The following is a 16,433-nucleotide window of genomic DNA, read 5'->3' as shown; positions in this document are numbered from 1 at the left end:
ATCGAGTCGACCTCGTCGACGATGGCGAAATGGTGCGGRCGCTGCACCATCTCCTTGCGGTCATAGACCAGRTTGTCGCGCAGRTAGTCGAAGCCGAATTCGTTGTTGGTGCCGTAGGTGATGTCGGCCGCATAGGCCGCCTGGCGCTGGCCCGACGACAGGCCGTTGACGATGACGCCGACCTCCATGCCGAGGAAGCGGTAGACCCGGCCCATCCATTCGGCGTCGCGCCGCGCCAGATAGTCGTTGACGGTGATGACGTGCACGCCCTTGCCGGACAGGGCGTTCAGATAAACGGCCGCCACGGCGACCAGGGTCTTGCCCTCGCCGGTGCGCATCTCGGCGATGCCGCCGTCGTGCAGGATCATGCCGCCGGCCAGCTGGACGTCGTACTGACGCTGGCCCAGCACCCGCTTGGACGCCTCGCGGGCGACCGCGAAGGCCTCGTTCATGATCTTGTCGAGGGTCTCGCCCGCCGCCAGCCGGTCGCGGAAGGCGTCGGTCATCATCCGGAGTTCGTCGTCGCTGAGCGCCGCGTACTTCGGCTCCAGCGCGTTGATCTTCTGGACCCGGCCCATGAAGTCCTTGACCTTGCGGTCATTGGAGGAGCCGAAAAACTTCTTGGCGATGCCGAGCATGGATGATCCGAAGGCGGGCGAGCGACAGGGGCTCTGGTACTGGAAGGTCTCGAAGGAGCGGCGACGACTTGGCCCGGAGGTCTCCGGCGTCGTCGGCCCGGCGCCCTGCTACACAGGCGCGCGCGAGGGCCGCGCGAACGTTCGAAAACCCCTCGACTTGGGCGCAGGCGGGACTTAAGCACCGACCTTATCCCTGTCAACGCGAGGGCCATGAATGTTCCGAAGGCGGGCGAGCGACAGGGGCTCTGGTACTGGAAGGGTCCCGAAGGACCAGCGACGACTTTGCCGAAGGACCTCCGGCGTCGTCGGCCCGGAGCGCCTGTACAGGCGCGCGCGAGGGCCGCGCGAACGTTCGAAAACCCCTCGACTTGGGCGCAGGCGGGACTTAAGCACCGACCTTATCCCTGTCAACGCGAGGGCCTTTCCCGCCCCGTGACGGAGCGCGCCCCCGATGAGGCTTTCCACCCCCTTCGCACCCGTCCTGATCGCCGTCTGCATGGCGCTGTCGCTCGGCGTGGCGGCCTGTGGCCGGGGCGCCGGCGCCGACCGTCCGCCCGAGCCGGGCGACCGGGCCGTGGCGAAGGTCCAGGACCAGACCATCTGGGCCTCCGACGTCAAGCGCGAGGCGGTGGCGCAGGGGCTGGTGGGCGAGGGCGAGCCGCTGGACGTCACCAGCGACCTGTTCCGACGCGTGCTGGACGAGGTGATCGACCAGAAGCTGCTGGCCGCGGAGGCCGACCGCCGCGGTCTGGACAACTCCGCCCTCGCCCAGCGCCGACTGGAGGCGACCCGCGAACGCATCCTCGGCGACATGCTGGTGGAGACGGTGGTCAACGGGACCATCTCCGACCGCGCGGTCGAGACCATCTACCAGGAGCAGGTCCGGCTGGCGCAGACATCCGAGGAAATCCGCGTCCGCCTGATCCTGTCGCGGACCCGGCCCGAGGCCGACGCCGTCATCGGCATACTGGCGCAGGGCGCGGCCTTCGAGGCCGTGGCCGCCGAAAGCTCGATCGACGACGCCACCCGCTATTCCGGGGGCGATCTGGGCTACCGGACGCTGGACGTCATGCCCGAGGCCTACGCCAACGCCCTGCGCGACAAGCCCGCCGGCTCGACCGTCGGACCGTTCCAGACCGAGGGCGGCTGGGCCGTGCTGCGGGTCGAGGACCGCCGCCGCGAGACGCCGCCGACGCTGGAACAGGCCCGGCCGCAGATCGTCCGCTATCTGACCTATGAAGGCGTGCGCCAGCTGCTGGAGCAGCTGCGCGGCAAGGCGAAGGTGGACATCCTGCTGGAGGGCGACGCGGCCCGGACCCAGGAACCGGCTTCGGCCCCCCGTTCGGCCGTGGCCCCCGCCCCGGCGGCCCCGGCTGCGACCGCAGGGCCTGCGCCCGTCCCCGCTGCCCCTGCGAAGAAGTCATGAGCCGTCCACCCGAGAGCCGCGCCTCGACCGGCCAGAAGTTCGAACAGGCGCTGGAAAAGGCGCTGGACCCGCTGGCCACGGCGCTGAAGCGCGCCACCACGCCGGCGTCGAAGCCAGCCGCGCCCGGCAAGCCCGGTCTCGAAATCTCGCCGCTGGCCGTGCCCTTCCCGATCATTCCGCCCATCGGCGGCGTCGGGATCGCCACCGCCCGCGCCGGCTTCTACAAACATGAGCGCGATGACCTGGTGGTGTTCCGCTTCGCCCGCGGGACCACCTGCGCCGGCGTCTTCACCCGGCACAAGATCGGCTCGGCGCCGGTCGACTGGTGCAAGCGGCATCTGGACGGGACCGAGGGCGGGAACGATGTCCGCGGCCTGGTCGTCAACGCGGGCTGCGCCAACGCCTTCACCGGCAAGGCCGGGGCCGACGCCGCCCGGCGCACCGCCTCCGAGCTGGCCAAACGCTTCGGCTGCCGTCAGCGCGACGTCATGCTGGCCTCGACCGGGGTGATCGGCGTCGTGCTGGACGACCGCAAGATCACCGCCCGTCTGAACGAGATCGAGACCGCCCTCGACGGCGACATGCCCCCGACCGAGCAATGGGCGCGGGCCGGTCTGGGCATCATGACCACCGACACCTTCCCGAAGGGCGCCTGGGCCGAGTGCCGGATCGACGGCCATACCGTGCGCATCGCCGGCATCGCCAAGGGGTCGGGCATGATCGCGCCGGACATGGCCACCATGCTGGCCTTCATCGTCACCGACGCGGCCATCGCCCCGCCGGTGCTGCGCGCCCTGCTGGGCCTGCACGTCCGCACCACCTTCAACAGCGTCACGGTCGATGGCGACACCTCGACCAATGACACCTGCCTGCTGTTCGCCACCGGCTCCTCGGGCGCCCCGCGCATCGGCCGGGTCGGCGACCGCCGGCTGAAGGAATTCTCGGCCGCCCTGGACAAGGTCATGCTCGACCTCGCCCACCAGCTGGTCCGCGACGGCGAGGGCGCGACCAAATTCGTCCGCGTCACCGTCGAGGGCGCGGCCTCGCCCGGCTCGGCCCGCAAGCTGGCCAAGTCGATCGCCGACAGTCCCCTGGTCAAGACCGCCCTGGCCGGCGAGGACGCCAACTGGGGCCGCGTGGTCATGGCCGTGGGCAAGACGGACGAGCCGGTCGACCGCGACCGCCTGGCCATCCGCTTCGGCCCCCACGTCGCCGCCGTCGACGGCGCGCCGTCCCCTACCTACGACGAGGCGAAGATGAGCGCCTATATGAAGAACGCCGAGATCGACATCACCGTCGACGTCGGCTCGGGCCGCGCCTCGGCCACGGTCTGGACCTGCGACCTGACCAAACGCTACGTCGAGATCAACGGCGACTATCGCTCGTGAGCGCCGGCTCTTCCCTGACAGAAAGCCTCCCCACCGTCCTCGTCGTCGCCGTGGCCCTGATCGACGCCGACGGCCGGGTGCTGATCGCCCAGCGGCCGGAAGGCAAACAGCTGGCCGGGCTGTGGGAATTCCCGGGCGGCAAGGTCGAGCCCGGCGAACGGCCCGAGGCGGCCCTGATCCGCGAGCTGAAGGAAGAGCTGGGCATCGACGTCAACGAGGCCTGCCTGGCCCCGTTCGTGTTTACCAGCCACGCTTACGAATCCTTTCACCTGTTGATGCCACTCTGGCTATGCCGACGCTGGTCGGGGCAGGTGCAGAACCGCGAGCACGCGGCGCTGAAATGGGTGAGGCCGAACCAGCTTTCGGACTGGCCCATGCCGCCGGCCGACGAACCCCTGGTCGCCTGGCTGCGCGACCTGCTCTAGCCGCCGGAAGGAGGGGGCCGATGCTGCGACGCTTCCTTTCCCGGTTCCGCCGCGACGAAAGCGGGGCCACGGCCATCGAATACGGCATGATCCTGGCGCTGATGTTCCTCGTCATCATCGGCGCGCTGCACGCCTTCGGCGCGACCGCGGACGGCCTGTTCCAGCGGACGATGAACGCCCTGCGCAGCGCGATGGGCGGCTGATCCTTCGGCTGCCCGAGGCCGTCAGTCCTCGCCGGTCTGCTCCCTGACGCCCAGCGCATCCGCCAGCCGCATCTTCGCAGAACCCCTTGGCAGCGGCTTCTGCTGGCTCTCGTGCGGGGCCCAGCCGGCCAGATGGACGATCTCGAACGTCGCCGGAATCCGCCCGTCGGCCTCGCCGAACCGCTCGGCGTACAGCTGCGCCGCCCGGCCCGCGACCCCGCGCGTCAGCGGCCGCAGGGGGCCGGCGAGCACATTGGTCTCGCCCATGGCCCGGAGGTCCCGGACCAGGGCGAACAGGTCCGGATAACGCACCGTCACCCGGTCGACGTCGGCCACCGGCAGGGCGAAGCCGGCCCGCTGCAGCAGGGCCGCGCCGTCGAAGCCGTCGGCGAAGGGGGACACCCGCGCCTGGGCTCCGCCGCGCGCCTCCAGCTCGGCCTCGGTCAGGACCGCGCGCAGCTCCTTCAATGTCCCCGCCCCCAGCAACGTCCCCAGAAACAGGCCGTCCGGCTTCAGGGCCCGCCGGATCTGGGCGAGGGCCCCGGGCAGATCATTGGCCCAGTGCAGGCTCATGAGCGAGACGATCAGGTCCTGAGACTCGTCTGGAACGCCCAGCGCCGCCATGCCCGGGCCGGCCCGGGCCGCGCGGTCCCCCGCTTCGACAACCGGCCCGACCCGCCCCTGGGCGGCGCTGCCCTTCAGGGCGGCGGCGAAGGCCCCGGGATGGGCCGACAGGTCCAGCACCGTCGGCCAGTCTCGCATCAGGGCCTCGAGACTGCCCACCGCGTTGTCGGCGGCGCGGGCGTGCAGGAAGTCGGCGCTGGCGATCGTCGTCTCGCTGCGCGCAAGCCTTGCCGTACGGCGCGGAACGTCGAAGATGCGGGGGGTACCGGAGGAGGCGTTCATGGGCCTGCAGGATGGGGGCTGGCGCGACCGATTGAAAGCGGGCGGGCTGCAGATCGCGCGCGGCGCGCGGTCGCTGGGGCGCGGCGTGACCGATCTGCTGCTGCCGCCCCTCGCCTGGGACAGCCCCGAGGCCGCCGCCTCGGCCGGCCTGACGCCCGACGCCTGGAGCCGCGTGGTCTTTCTGGAGGATCCGGTCTGCGACGGCTGCGGCGCGGCCTTCGGGATGGACGGCGGCGCCTTCGCATCGCCGCGCTGCGCCGCCTGCGTGGCCCAACCCTACGCTTTCGACCGGGCCCGGGCGGCCTGCGTCTATGACGCCGCCTCGCGCGGGCTGATCCTGAAATTCAAGCACGGCGACCACCAGCCGTACGCCCCCCTGTTCGCCCGCTGGGTCAGCCGCTCGGCCGCGCCCCTGCTGGCCGAGGCCGACGCCGTCGCCCCCGTGCCCCTGCACCGCCTTCGCCTGCTGTCGCGCCGCTTCAACCAGGCGGCCGAGATCGCCCGCCCCCTCGCCCGGGACGCCGGCCTCGACTATCTGCCCGACGCCCTGATCCGCCAGACCCACACCACCAGCCAGGGCGGCAAGTCGGCCCGGGGCCGCCGCCTGAACGTCAAAAAGGCTTTCGCGGTCTCGGTCGAGGGCCGCCGTCGGATCAAGGGCCGCCGCATCCTTCTGGTCGACGACGTGTTGACCACTGGCGCCACCGCAGAGGCCTGCGCCCGCGCCCTGCTAGACGCCGGGGCGCGGGCCGTCGATCTCGCGGTCGTGGCCCGGGTGCGAACCGCCCGCGAACTGCCTATGTAGGCGGAACAGTTTTTCAGGAGTGCCGCGTGGCCGACATCATCATCTACACCAAGCCCGGCTGCGGCTACTGCCACGCCGCCAAGGCCCTGCTCGATGAAAAGGGCGCCGACTACACCGAGATCGTCGCCTCCAGCGACCCCGCGAAGAAGCAGGAGATGATCCAGAAGTCCGGCGGCCGGATGACCTTCCCGCAGATCTTCATCGACGGAAAACACATCGGGGGCTCCGACGACCTGCACGCGCTTGACCGGAAAGGCGCGCTGGACGCATTGCTGGAGGCCTGATGGCCCCGCTTCCGATCGCCCTGATCCAGACCCGCACCCCGGCCTCGCCGGCGGCTTCCTTCGCCCATGTCGAGCCGCTGATCCGCGAGGCCGCGGCGGGCGGGGCGAAACTGATCCTGACGCCGGAGGCGACCAATTTCCTGATCAGGGACAAGGATCGGCGCGACGCCGTCCTGACCACCCACGATCAGGACGAGACGGTCGCAAGACTGCGCGACCTGGCCCGGGAATTGGGCGTCTGGCTGCTGATCGGCTCGGCCATCGTCCGGTCCGGCCATCAGGGGGACGACCGCGCCGCCAACCGCTCCCTGCTGATCGACGACCGGGGCGGGATCGCCGCGGCCTATGACAAGCTGCATGTCTTCGACGTCGATCTGCCGACCGGAGAACGCTGGCGCGAAAGCGCCACCATCCGGCCGGGCGAGGAAGCCGTCGTCGCCGACACGCCGTGGGGCCGTCTGGGCCTGACCATCTGCTACGACATCCGCTTCCCCCAGCTGTACCGCGCCCTGGCGAAAGCCGGGGCGGTGATGATCGCCGTGCCCGCCGCCTTCACTGTTCCGACCGGCGAGGCCCACTGGGAGACCCTGCTGCGGGCGCGCGCCATCGAAACCGGCTGCTGGATCCTGGCGCCCGCCCAGGCCGGCGCCCATGAGGATGGCCGACGCACCTGGGGCCGCTCGACCGTCGTCGCGCCGTGGGGCGAGGTGGCCGCGAAACTGGACCACGACCTGCCGGGCGTGCTGTTCGCCACGCTGGATTTCGACGCCGTCGACCGCGCCCGCGCCGCCATCCCCCAACTGGCCCACGACCGCGAATTCGCGGGGCCGCGATGATCCGCTACGCTCTCAGATGCCAGCACGAACACGCCTTCGAGGCCTGGTTCGGGGCCTCCGGCGACTATGACGACCAGGTCGCCCGCGGCCTCGTCGAATGCCCGCTCTGCGGCTCGCGCGACATCTCCAAACAGATCATGTCGCCCGCCGTGACCGGCACGAAGAAGGCCGTCTTCCAGTCCGACATGGCCCGCATGCAGACCCTGATGACGCAGGCCGCGCGCGAGGTGCGCCGCCATGTGGAGCAGAATTTCGACTACGTCGGCGACGGCTTCGCCCGCGAGGCCCGGGACATCCACGAAGGCCGCTCCGAGAAACGTGAAATCTACGGCGAGGCCACCCCGGCCGAGGTGAAGAAGCTCAGGGAGGACGGCGTGCCCTGCGCGCCCCTGCCCCCGCTGCCGCCCGATCCGGCCAAGGCGCACTGACGCGTGGACCAGGGGGATCGCTATCAGGAGTTCGATCCGCCGGCGGCCCTCCGCCCCTTCGTCCGCACCCTCTGGACCTATGCCGCGCCCGCGCCCGAGCCGACGGTGCAGCGCATCGCGCCGGACGGCTGCCCCGAACTGATCCTCGACATCGGCTCGCCCTATGAGGAACGGGGCGAGGACGGCGTCTTCCGCCTCCAGCCCCCGGCCCTGTTCGCCGGCCAGATGACCCGGCCGCTGGCCCTGCGTCCGGTCGGCCCGGTCGAGCTGGTCGCCGTCCGCTTCGAGCCCGACGGCGCCCGCGACTGGCTGGGCCATGCCGCGGCCCAGGCCACCGACCGCCGTCTGGACATGACGGCGCGCCTCGACGGCGTAACCGCCCCGGCGGGCGACCCGGCCGCACAGGTCGAGATCATGGTGCGCATTCTGGACGACCACCGCCGTCGCAACGCCTGGTCGCTGGACCCGGCGGTGCGCGCCGAAATCGAGGCCGCCGAAGGCGACAGGCCGCCTGCCCGTTCACCTGGCGAGCAGCGCGCCCTTCAGCGCCACTTCCAGGAGCGCGTCGGCGTGTCGCCCCGCATGTTGCGCTCGATCCTGCGCTTCCGGCGGGTCTTCGATCACGCCCAGGGCCCGGAGGCCCTCGGCTGGCTCGAGGCGGGTCTGGAAGCGGGGTATTTCGACCAGCCGCAGCTGGCCCGCGACTTCCGCCGCTTTCTCGGCTGCACCGCCACCGAATGGGCCCGGGATCAGGTCGGCCTGGCGCGGAGCATCGCGTCGCAATCCTACAAGCCCGGGCCGCTGTCGCCGCACTAGGGTCCGGTCGCCACAGCCCGTCCGAAGGGATTTTCCATGCTGACCGCCCTGCTCGCCGCCATCCTGGCCCAGACCGCGCCCGTCGCACCGCCCGATCTGTCGTGGATGGCCGGCTACTGGCTCGACTGTTCCAACGGGCGCGAGGCGTCCGAAACCTGGAGCGATCCGCGCGCCGGCCTCAGCGTCGGCCACGCCGTCACCGTCGAGGACGGCCACGCCTCGTTCGAAGTCTCGCACATCGGCCCGACGCCGCAGGGCTTCGCCTATGTCGCCCAGCCCGGCGGCGCGCCGCCCACCGTCTTCGTCCTCGCCGGGAGTGGGCCGGGGCGGGTGGTGTTCGCCAATGCTGAAAACGACTTTCCGACGCGGGTGATCTATGAACGCGCCGGAGACGCCCTCAGGGCCCGGATCGAGGGCGAGGTCGGCGGACAGCCGCGGAGCATGGAATGGAGTTTCAGGGCGGTCCCGCTCAACACCCGATGCCCGGCCTGAATTGGCGGCCGATGACGGCGGCCGATCTGGACGCCGTCGCTGACATCGCCCTCATCGGCTTCCCCGACCATTTCGAGGGCCGGGACTGTTTCCAGAACCGGCTGGCGCTCAACCCGGACGGCTGTTTCGTCCTCGCCGGCGGTGACGGCGAAGCCCGAGGCTATCTGGTCGCCTATCCGTGGCGGGCCGAGGCCGCGCCGGCGCTGAACACCCTGATCGAGGCCATCCCGGCGGACGCCTCGGTGATGTATCTGCACGACCTCGCCCTGCACCCCGCGGTCCGCGGCGGCGGCTGGTCGCGCGAGATCGTCGAGCGGCTCGCCGGTCAGGCGCGCGCCGCGGGGTGGCCGGCCCTGGCGCTGGTGGCGGTCAACGACGCCGCGCCCTTCTGGGAAAGGCGCGGCTTCACTGTCGTCGACACTCCGGCCATGACAGCGAAACTCGCCGGCTACGGCTCGGACGCCCGCTACATGGTCCGGGACCTCAAGGCCTAGCTGCGGGTCCCGCCCCTGGCGGCCATGCAGTCGCGGAAGGCGTCGCTGCGCTGGCCGTGGCCGGTCGAGGCGCGGCAGGCGTCGCGCGCGGCGTCGAACGGCTGGGCGTTCTCGCCGTGCCAGGCCAGGTCCGCGTCGTCGGAGGCGTCGATCACGGTGACGCAGGCCGAGGTCATCAGGGTGGCGGACACGGCGGAAAGGATCAGAAGGCGTTTCATCACGGGGCTCCGTTTCGGGGATAAATCCTCATCCCACCGCGAAGCTTCGCCTGTCCCGTTACATCCCCGAAAGGTGGATGAATTCGCCGTAAGGCCGCGTCAGTCGCGCGTGGCGACCATCATGTAGTTGATCCCGGCGTCCGTCGTTTCGCTCCAGCGATCCGTGAACGGATCATAAGCGAGACCGAAGGGTCCGGTCACCGCGACCGGCTCGGCCGACAGCATCAGCCGGATCTCGTCGGGCTTGAGGAACTGGTTCCAGTCGTGCGTCCCCGCCGGCACCCAGCGCAGGACGTATTCCGCCGCGATCTTGCCGAGCGCCAGCGACTTCAGCGTCCGGTTCAGGGTGGCCACGACCATCATCCCGCCCGGCTTCACCAGCCGCGAACAGGCGCGGATGAAGGCCTCGGGATCGGCGACATGCTCGATCACCTCCATGGTCAGGACCACGTCGAACGGCCCCGCCCCCCCGGCCTCCATCTGCTCCACCGTCGCGGCGCGGTAGGCGATGTCCAGCCCCTGCTGTTCCGCATGGGTCCGGGCGGTGCCGATGTTCTCGGCCGAGGCGTCGATGGCGGTGACCGCGAACCCCATCCGCCGCATCGGCTCGGCGATCAGCCCGCCGCCGCAGCCGACGTCCAGCAGGGTCAGGCCGGCGAACGGCGCGCGCGTCCCGGGATCGCGCCCGAACCGCTCCGCCGCCCGGTCGCGNCCGCCGCAGCCGACGTCCAGCAGGGTCAGGCCGGCGAACGGCGCGCGCGTCCCGGGATCGCGCCCGAACCGCTCCGCCGCCCGGTCGCGGACGAAGGCCAGCCGCGCCGGATTGAATTTGTGCAGCGGCGCGAACGGCCCGCGCGCGTCCCACCATTCCGCCGCCTGGGCCGAAAAGCGCGCCACGTCGGCGGGGTCGATCGACGGCCCCTGCGCCGGATCGTTGAAATCCGGGCGGCTTTGGGGTTTGCGCGCAGATACCGTGTCGTTAGAAGCGGCCATGGGCCGAGGGATGAACCCGCGCGGCCTTCCACGCAAGATGGGGCGATCCGCCACGATGACGCGGCCAGACACGACGCGACTGGTGATGAAGTTCGGCGGCACCTCGATGGGCGACCTCGAGCGGATCCGCCGCGCCGCCCGTATCGTCGCCGCCGAGGCCGCCGCCGGCAAACAGGTCGCCGTCGTCGTCTCCGCCATGGCCGGCNGGGCTATATCGTCTTCCGGCTGGACAGGGCGACCTCGAGCGGATCCGCCGCGCCGCCCGTATCGTCGCCGCCGAGGCCGCCGCCGGCAAACAGGTCGCCGTCGTCGTCTCAGCCATGGCCGGCAAGACCAATGAGCTGGTCGCCTGGACCGACGGCGCCGGCCGCCCGGGCCAGGGGATCGAACCGTCCGACGACGAATACGACGTCGTCGTCGCCTCGGGCGAACAGGTCACCGCCGGCCTGCTGGCGCTGACGCTGCGCAACATGGGGCTGAACGCGCGGACCTGGATGGGCTGGCAGATTCCGATCCTGACCGACGACGCCCACGGCCGCGCCCGCATCGAGGACGTCCCGGGCGAGGTGCTCGGCGCCGCCATGGACAAGGGCGAGATCGCCGTCGTCCCCGGCTTCCAGGGCGTCAGCCGCTCGGGCCGGATCACCACCCTGGGCCGGGGCGGCTCGGACACCTCCGCCGTGGCCGTGGCCGCGGCCCTGAACTGCCCGTGCGACATCTACACCGACGTCGACGGCGTCTACACCACCGATCCCCGCATCGAGAGCCGCGCCCGCCGCCTCGAGAAGATCTCCTACGAGGAGATGCTGGAGATGGCCTCTCTCGGGGCCAAGGTGCTGCAGACCCGCTCGGTCGAACTGGCCATGGCCAAACAGGTGCCGCTGCGCGTGCTATCAAGCTTCATCGAACCCGACGAGAACGGGGCCCTGCCCGCCAACGCCGGCACCCTGATCTGCGACGAGGCGACGCCCTGATGACGGCGCTGGGTCTCGGCACGAGGAGGAAATCGTGGAAAAACGCATCGTGTCCGGCGTCACCATGAGCCGCGACGAGGCCCGCATCACCCTGCTGGGCCTGTCCGACCGGGTCGAGGCCCCCGCCGACGTCTTCACCCGCTTGGCCGAGGCCAATGTGAACGTCGACATGATCGTCCAGTCGCAGGCGCGCAGCGAGGGGGCGGTCAACCTGACCTTCACCACCGGCCGCCGCGACGCCGCCCGCGCCGCCGAGCTGATGCGCGCGGCCCAGCACGAGATCGGCTTCGAGGAGCTGCGCGTCGACGAGGACGTGGCCAAGGTCTCGGTCGTCGGCGTCGGCATGCGCAGCCACGCGGGCGTCGCCCAGACCATGTTCCGGGCGCTGGCCGACAAGGGCGTGAAATTCCAGGCCATCTCGACCTCCGAGATCAAGATCAGCGTCCTGATCGATGCGGCCTATGCGGAACTGGCCGTTCGCGCCCTGCATGCCGCCTACGGTCTCGAGACCGTCTGATGCTGTACGGGGTCATCAAGGCCCTGATCTCCGGCCTGCTGGTGGGGCTGGTGTCCGAGACCGCGCGCCGCAACGCCGCGCTCGGCGCCCTGTTCGCCTCCTTGCCGCTTGTTTCCGTGCTGGGCATGATCTGGCTGTGGCGCGACACCCGTGACGCCGACCGCCTGGCCGATCATGCGCAGGCGACCTTCTGGTATGTGCTCCCCTCCCTGCCCATGTTCCTGCTGATCCCCGCGCTGCTGCGGCGGGGCGTCGGCTTCTGGCCCGCGCTCCTCGCCGGGTGCGCGCTGACGGTAGTTCTGTATGGTGTAACCGTAGCCGTCGCAGCGCGCGTCGGCGTCAGACTGTAGGGCGACGGCATGCCGGTTGGCGGATTGACGACGAGGGGGCCGCGCAACCTCCTTCGCCAGATCCGCGAGGCCATGGCCGGCGCGGCGCCGGCCCAGGACCGGCTCGACATGGTCGTGCGCACCATCGCCCGGTCGATGGTGGCCGAGGTCTGCTCCATCTATCTGCGCCGCGCCTCGGGCGAGCTGGAGCTGTTCGCCACCCAGGGCCTGAATCCCGAAGCGGTGCACAAGACCCGGCTGCGCCCCGGCGAGGGCCTGGTCGGCGAGGTGGCGCGTCTGGCCGAGCCGATCAGCCTGTCGAACGCGCCCGCCCATCCCAGCTTCGCCTACCGGCCGGAAACGGGGGAGGACCCCTACCACGCCTTCCTCGGCGCGCCCCTGCTGCGCGGCGGCCGCGCCATCGGCGTGCTGGTCGTCCAGAACCGCTCCGAGCGGCGCTATGACGAGGAGGAGGTCGAGGACATCCAGACCATCGCCATGGTCCTGGCCGAGACCGTGGCCTCGGGCGAACTGCTGGCCCAGGACGAACTGCGCGACATCGAGGTGGCGCCGCACCGGCCCGAGCGGATCAAGGGTCAGCGCTTCGCCGAGGGCCTCGCCTACGGCCATGTCGTGCTGCACGAGGCGCCGATCCCGCCCGAGAACCTGCTGGCCGAGGATCCTGCGGTCGAGGAGATCCGGCTGCGCGAGGCTCTCATCGCCCTCAAGGCCAATATCGATTCCATGCTCGAGGGCGGGCAGGGCAAGCTGGCCGGGGCCTCGTTCGAGGTGCTGGAAACCTATCGCATGTTCGCCGACGATCGCGGCTGGAACCGGTCGCTGGAGGAGGCCGTGCGCACCGGCCTGACCGCCGAGGCCGCCGTCGACCGCGTCCGCAACGAGCACCGCGCCCGCTTCGCCCAGGCCCGCGACCCCTACATCAAGGAGCGGCTGCACGACTTCGAGGATCTGGCCAACCGGCTGCTGCGGGTCCTGGCCGGCGACAACCCCGGCCATCGCGACCTGCCTGACGACGCCATCCTGGTGGCCCGCAACCTCGGCCCCGCCGACCTGCTGGAGTATCCGCGCCACAAGCTGAGAGGCCTGCTGCTCGAGGAGGGCTCGGCCGCCAGCCACGCCGCCATCGTCGCCCGTGCGCTGCAGATTCCCTGCGTCGGCCGCGTCATGGGCCTGCGCGACCGCCTGTCCGAGGGCGATCTCGTCATCGTCGACGGCGAGACCGGCGAGACCTATCTGCGCCCCCGGCCCGACATGCTGGCCGCCGTCCAGTCGCGCATGCTGGTGCGCAGCGAACGCCAGGCCGAGTTCGCCAAGCTGCGCGACGTGCCCGCCGTCACCCTGGACGGGACCCGCATCACCGTCCTGACCAACGCCGGCCTGGCGGTGGACCTGGAGAACCTCGACGCCACGGGGGCTGAGGGCATCGGCCTGTTCCGCACCGAATTCCAGTTCATGGTGTCGGAGGAACTGCCCCGGCTGACCACCCAGACGGCCCTCTACAAACTCGTCCTCGACACCGCCGGCGACCGGCCCGTCATCTTCCGCACCCTCGATATCGGCGGCGACAAGGTCCTGCCCTATCTGGAGACCGAGCGGGAGGAGAACCCGGCGCTCGGGCGCCGCGCCATCCGCCTGGGCCTCGACCGCCCCGGCCTGCTGAGGCTGCAGCTGCGGGCCCTGCTCACCGCCGCCGCCGGGCGCGAGCTGCGCGTCATGTTCCCGATGATCGCCACCGTGGACGAGTTCCGCGCCGCCCGCGAACTGGTCGACGTCGAATGCGCCTGGGCCAAACGCCGGGGCCGGGCCCTGCCCGCCCTGCTGCGTGTCGGAGCCATGATCGAATGCCCCAGCCTGCTGTGGCACCTCGACGCCCTGCTGCCGCTGACGGACTTCGTCTCGATCGGCACCAACGATCTGTTCCAGTACATGTTCGCCGCCGACCGCACCAATCCGCTGGTGTCCGATCGCTACGATCCGCTGTCGCCGCCGGCCCTGCGCGCCCTGGCCGAGATTCAGAAGCGATGCGCCGACACCGGAACGCCCGTCTCGGTGTGCGGCGAAATGGCCGGCCGCCCGCTCGAGGCTTTCGCCCTGCTGACGCTGGGCTTCACCCGGCTGTCGGCCCCTGCCGGCGGCGTGGGGCCGGTCAAGCGGATGATCCTGTCGGCCGACCTGACCGCGGCGCGGCGGAGCATGACCAACCTGCTCGGCTCCTCGGCCGGATCGATCCGCGGCGAGCTGGAATCCCTGGCCCGGAAATTGAACGTCACGATCTGATCGTCCCGCGCCCGAATTGGCCGGCACGCCTAACAAATCGTTGATCGGTCAGCTCAAATGAGTTATCCACAAGCCGGAACCGGGTGGTCTGCGGGGGCAGGCCCGAACTGTCATCCCGATATGGTACAGGCCCCGAGTTCGAGTACGGCGTCGCATGGGGACACCCCATGCGAACCGAGCGTGGGGTCAGGATCTATGGCGCTGGATACGGGGAACAGGTCCGACGAATTCCGGACTGATCCCGAATGGAAGGACGTCGTTCCGTCGATCACGGACGCGCTGACGCTCGGCGACGGCCTGCGACTGGCCCGCGAGCAGTCGGGCCGGTCCCTCGCCGAATTGTCCGCCGTCACCCGCGTGCCCGTCCGCTATCTGACCGCGCTCGAGCAGAACGACTTCTCGACCCTGCCCAACCGCGTCTTCTCGATCGGCTATGTCCGCGCCTACGCCGACGCCCTGGGCCTGGACGAACAGCTGGCGGTGGAGCGGTTCAAGCGCGAGACCCCCGATCCTTCCGTGCCGCTCCAGGCGCCCGTCGGCGTGGCCTTCGAGGATGTCCGCCGCTATTCGCCGCGCCTGATCGCCGCCGGTCTGGCTCTCGTCCTGGCCGTGATCGGCTGGAATGTCTTCCAGCGCGTCAGCCTGATGCGCGCGCCCCAGCCCTCCGACATCGCCGCGGTCCCCGAAAGCTGGACCCTGGGCGCCGTCCCGGGCCAGAGCCCCTTGCGGCTGTCCGCGCCCCAGCCCGCGCCGCCGGACCAGACCATTCCGGCTCTCTACATCACGCCCGGCCTCGAGGCCGAGCTGACCGGCGTCGATCCGGCTTCGCCCGAAGGTCTGGCCGCGGCGGCCGCCGCCTCGGCGTCTCCGGTCCAGCGGGCCTTCAATCCGCGCGGCGCCATCTACGGCGCCTCCGCCAGCGCCTCACAGGTGGTGATCCAGGCCCGCAAGGCCGCCAGCCTGGTCGTCCGGATGGCCGACGGCCGGGTGCTGTTCGCCCGCCAGCTCTCCGCCGGAGACGCCTGGCGCGCGCCGGTCGGCGTCGCCGCCACGGTCGACGTCTCGGACCCGACCGCCTTTGACGTCTATCTGAACGGCGAGCATGGGGGCGCGCTGGACGCCGCCCTGACGCCTCTGGGCCAGCTGAACGTCCGGGCCCAGGCCCTGGCCCGTCAGGCCGCCGCCGAGGTCGCCGCCCGCACCCAGGCCGCCCAGGCGGAGGCCCAGACCCGCGCCGCCAGCGTCCAGTCCGCCATGGTCACGGCCGCCGGGGGCTGATTGCGACAGCGCTTGTCGTGGCCTTGCCGCAATCGAACGCCTATGTTGCGCCCGTCATGAGCGCTGACCATTCGCATATCCGTCCCTGGCGTCACATCGAACGCCGCAAGAGCCGCCAGATCATGGTCGGCGCCGTGCCCGTGGGCGGCGATGCGCCGATCAGCGTCCAGTCGATGACCAATACGCCGACCTCGGACGCGGCGGCGACGATCGACCAGATCCGCCAGCTGGAAGAGGCCGGGGCCGACATCGTCCGCGTCTCCTGCCCCGACGAGGACTCGACCGCCGCCTTCCGCACCATCGCCCGCGAGGCGAAGGTCCCGCTCGTCGCCGATATCCATTTCCACTACAGGCGCGGCATCGAGGCCGCCCGGGCCGGCGCCGCCTGCCTGCGCATCAATCCCGGCAACATCGGCTCGCCCGACCGGGTCCGCGAGGTCATCCAGGCCGCCAAGGACCACGGCTGCTCGATGCGCATCGGCGTCAACGCCGGCTCTCTGGAGCGCGACCTGCTCGAGAAATACGGCGAGCCCTGCCCCGAGGCCATGGTCGAGAGCGCCCTCAACCACGCCCGCATCCTGCAGGATCACGACTTCCACGAATTCAAGATTTCNACGGCGAGCCCTGCCCCGAGGCCATGGTCGAGAGCGCCCTCAACCACGCCCGCATCCTGCAGGATCACGAC

General features: G+C 70.9%; 16 protein-coding genes and 6 pseudogenes. 17 read left to right on the top strand and 5 right to left on the bottom strand.

Translation table 11 applies throughout. The features are described 5' to 3' along the window. A pseudogene (locus tag ASD25_RS21455) lies at positions 1-638 on the bottom strand (preprotein translocase subunit SecA); the annotation flags it as partial. 451 nt (positions 639-1,089) lie between these two features. Between ASD25_RS21455 and ASD25_RS21450 the strand changes: the two are divergent. The 4 genes from ASD25_RS21450 to ASD25_RS21435 are packed head-to-tail and all read left to right on the top strand — an operon-like array spanning position 1,090 to position 4,080. Further along, positions 1,090-2,064, top strand: a complete 975-nt coding sequence (locus ASD25_RS21450) for a peptidylprolyl isomerase (protein ID WP_055831737.1) — start codon at positions 1,090-1,092, stop codon at positions 2,062-2,064. After that, positions 2,061-3,452: a bifunctional glutamate N-acetyltransferase/amino-acid acetyltransferase ArgJ gene (gene argJ, locus ASD25_RS21445; protein WP_055831736.1), complete on the top strand. Its 1,392-nt coding sequence runs from the start codon at positions 2,061-2,063 to the stop codon at positions 3,450-3,452. Before ASD25_RS21450 ends, argJ begins: the two co-directional genes overlap by 4 nt. A gap of 14 nt (positions 3,453-3,466) precedes the next feature. Next, complete coding sequence (locus tag ASD25_RS21440; RefSeq protein WP_055831788.1) at positions 3,467-3,877, top strand: (deoxy)nucleoside triphosphate pyrophosphohydrolase; 411 nt, start codon at positions 3,467-3,469, stop codon at positions 3,875-3,877. Positions 3,878-3,897: 20 nt separating this feature from the next. Next, entirely contained in the window at positions 3,898-4,080 is a 183-nt protein-coding gene (locus ASD25_RS21435) for a Flp family type IVb pilin (protein WP_055831735.1), read from the top strand. A 21-nt stretch (positions 4,081-4,101) separates the two neighbouring features. Here ASD25_RS21435 and ASD25_RS21430 read toward each other — a convergent pair whose 3' ends face one another. Beyond that, positions 4,102-4,986, bottom strand: coding sequence for a methyltransferase domain-containing protein (locus ASD25_RS21430; RefSeq protein WP_055831734.1), 885 nt, complete (start codon positions 4,984-4,986; stop codon positions 4,102-4,104). Here ASD25_RS21430 and ASD25_RS21425 point away from each other — a divergent pair. Genes ASD25_RS21425 through ASD25_RS21395 form a run of 7 tightly spaced genes read left to right on the top strand, consistent with a single transcriptional unit; the run spans position 4,985 to position 9,141 of the window. Further along, positions 4,985-5,791 (top strand): ComF family protein, encoded by an 807-nt coding sequence (locus ASD25_RS21425; protein ID WP_055831733.1) that lies wholly within the window; start codon positions 4,985-4,987, stop codon positions 5,789-5,791. The two genes, ASD25_RS21430 and ASD25_RS21425, sit on opposite strands and share 2 nt — an antisense overlap. Positions 5,792-5,817: 26 nt before the next feature. Beyond that, on the top strand, positions 5,818-6,075 hold the full coding sequence (gene grxC / locus ASD25_RS21420) for a glutaredoxin 3 (RefSeq protein WP_055831732.1): 258 nt from the start codon (positions 5,818-5,820) through the stop codon (positions 6,073-6,075). Next, positions 6,075-6,911 carry a carbon-nitrogen hydrolase family protein gene (locus tag ASD25_RS21415; RefSeq protein ID WP_055831731.1) on the top strand — a complete coding sequence of 279 codons (837 nt, stop codon included), beginning with the start codon at positions 6,075-6,077 and terminating at the stop codon, positions 6,909-6,911. The genes grxC and ASD25_RS21415 overlap by 1 nt, the downstream gene beginning before the upstream one ends. Beyond that, positions 6,908-7,339 carry a DUF1178 family protein gene (locus ASD25_RS21410; protein ID WP_055831730.1) on the top strand — a complete coding sequence of 144 codons (432 nt, stop codon included), beginning with the start codon at positions 6,908-6,910 and terminating at the stop codon, positions 7,337-7,339. The genes ASD25_RS21415 and ASD25_RS21410 overlap by 4 nt, the downstream gene beginning before the upstream one ends. Positions 7,340-7,342: 3 nt before the next feature. Continuing rightward, entirely contained in the window at positions 7,343-8,155 is an 813-nt protein-coding gene (locus tag ASD25_RS21405) for a helix-turn-helix domain-containing protein (RefSeq protein ID WP_055831729.1), read from the top strand. A 36-nt stretch (positions 8,156-8,191) separates the two neighbouring features. After that, positions 8,192-8,647: a DUF6265 family protein gene (locus ASD25_RS21400; protein ID WP_055831728.1), complete on the top strand. Its 456-nt coding sequence runs from the start codon at positions 8,192-8,194 to the stop codon at positions 8,645-8,647. After that, on the top strand, positions 8,635-9,141 hold the full coding sequence (locus tag ASD25_RS21395; RefSeq protein WP_055831727.1) for a GNAT family N-acetyltransferase: 507 nt from the start codon (positions 8,635-8,637) through the stop codon (positions 9,139-9,141). Before ASD25_RS21400 ends, ASD25_RS21395 begins: the two co-directional genes overlap by 13 nt. On the opposite strand, the gene ASD25_RS21390 is transcribed toward ASD25_RS21395, so the two are convergent. The 3 genes and pseudogenes from ASD25_RS21390 to ASD25_RS33345 form a co-directional block, all read right to left on the bottom strand. After that, entirely contained in the window at positions 9,138-9,359 is a 222-nt protein-coding gene (locus ASD25_RS21390; protein ID WP_055831726.1) for a hypothetical protein, read from the bottom strand. The genes ASD25_RS21395 and ASD25_RS21390 overlap by 4 nt on opposite strands. A gap of 99 nt (positions 9,360-9,458) precedes the next feature. Next, positions 9,459-10,070 (bottom strand): annotated as a pseudogene (gene ubiG, locus ASD25_RS21385) (bifunctional 2-polyprenyl-6-hydroxyphenol methylase/3-demethylubiquinol 3-O-methyltransferase UbiG); the annotation flags it as partial. 1 nt (position 10,071) lies between these two features. Then, positions 10,072-10,352 (bottom strand): annotated as a pseudogene (locus ASD25_RS33345) (bifunctional 3-demethylubiquinol 3-O-methyltransferase/2-polyprenyl-6-hydroxyphenol methylase); the annotation flags it as partial. Between ASD25_RS33345 and ASD25_RS33340 the strand changes: the two are divergent. From ASD25_RS33340 to ASD25_RS32300, 6 genes and pseudogenes are all read left to right on the top strand, one after another. Beyond that, positions 10,351-10,557 (top strand): annotated as a pseudogene (locus ASD25_RS33340) (hypothetical protein); the annotation flags it as partial. The pseudogenes ASD25_RS33345 and ASD25_RS33340 sit on opposite strands and share 2 nt — an antisense overlap. Before the next feature lie 43 nt (positions 10,558-10,600). After that, a pseudogene (locus ASD25_RS21380) lies at positions 10,601-11,843 on the top strand (aspartate kinase). Further along, a complete protein-coding gene (locus tag ASD25_RS21375; protein ID WP_055831725.1) occupies positions 11,843-12,193 on the top strand; it encodes a DUF3147 family protein in 351 nt (116 codons plus the stop codon). Before ASD25_RS21380 ends, ASD25_RS21375 begins: the two are co-directional and overlap by 1 nt. A gap of 9 nt (positions 12,194-12,202) precedes the next feature. Then, positions 12,203-14,470 carry a phosphoenolpyruvate--protein phosphotransferase gene (ptsP, locus tag ASD25_RS21370; protein ID WP_055831724.1) on the top strand — a complete coding sequence of 756 codons (2,268 nt, stop codon included), beginning with the start codon at positions 12,203-12,205 and terminating at the stop codon, positions 14,468-14,470. A 180-nt stretch (positions 14,471-14,650) separates the two neighbouring features. Then, entirely contained in the window at positions 14,651-15,748 is a 1,098-nt protein-coding gene (locus ASD25_RS21365) for a helix-turn-helix domain-containing protein (protein WP_235562829.1), read from the top strand. Positions 15,749-15,804: 56 nt separating this feature from the next. After that, a pseudogene (locus ASD25_RS32300) lies at positions 15,805-16,361 on the top strand (flavodoxin-dependent (E)-4-hydroxy-3-methylbut-2-enyl-diphosphate synthase); the annotation flags it as partial. Positions 16,362-16,433 lie beyond the last annotated feature (72 nt).

The sequence above is a fragment of the Brevundimonas sp. Root1423 genome, assembly GCF_001426805.1.
The sequence above is the reverse complement of the archived record's forward strand: the minus strand, read 5'-3'. Positions and strand labels throughout refer to the sequence as shown.

Excerpts from the sequence above, each read along its gene's own strand:
- ASD25_RS21450 (WP_055831737.1), top strand. The coding sequence starts at position 1,090 with ATGAGGCTTTCCACCCCCTTCGCACCCGTCCTGATCGCCGTCTGCATG.
- argJ (WP_055831736.1), top strand. The coding sequence starts at position 2,061 with ATGAGCCGTCCACCCGAGAGCCGCGCCTCGACCGGCCAGAAGTTCGAA.
- ASD25_RS21435 (WP_055831735.1), top strand. The coding sequence starts at position 3,898 with ATGCTGCGACGCTTCCTTTCCCGGTTCCGCCGCGACGAAAGCGGGGCC.
- ASD25_RS21425 (WP_055831733.1), top strand. The coding sequence starts at position 4,985 with ATGGGCCTGCAGGATGGGGGCTGGCGCGACCGATTGAAAGCGGGCGGG.
- ASD25_RS21430 (WP_055831734.1), bottom strand. The coding sequence starts at position 4,986 with ATGAACGCCTCCTCCGGTACCCCCCGCATCTTCGACGTTCCGCGCCGT.
- ASD25_RS21415 (WP_055831731.1), top strand. The coding sequence starts at position 6,075 with ATGGCCCCGCTTCCGATCGCCCTGATCCAGACCCGCACCCCGGCCTCG.
- ASD25_RS21410 (WP_055831730.1), top strand. The coding sequence starts at position 6,908 with ATGATCCGCTACGCTCTCAGATGCCAGCACGAACACGCCTTCGAGGCC.
- ASD25_RS21400 (WP_055831728.1), top strand. The coding sequence starts at position 8,192 with ATGCTGACCGCCCTGCTCGCCGCCATCCTGGCCCAGACCGCGCCCGTC.
- ASD25_RS21395 (WP_055831727.1), top strand. The coding sequence starts at position 8,635 with ATGCCCGGCCTGAATTGGCGGCCGATGACGGCGGCCGATCTGGACGCC.
- ASD25_RS21390 (WP_055831726.1), bottom strand. The coding sequence starts at position 9,359 with ATGAAACGCCTTCTGATCCTTTCCGCCGTGTCCGCCACCCTGATGACC.
- ASD25_RS21375 (WP_055831725.1), top strand. The coding sequence starts at position 11,843 with ATGCTGTACGGGGTCATCAAGGCCCTGATCTCCGGCCTGCTGGTGGGG.
- ptsP (WP_055831724.1), top strand. The coding sequence starts at position 12,203 with ATGCCGGTTGGCGGATTGACGACGAGGGGGCCGCGCAACCTCCTTCGC.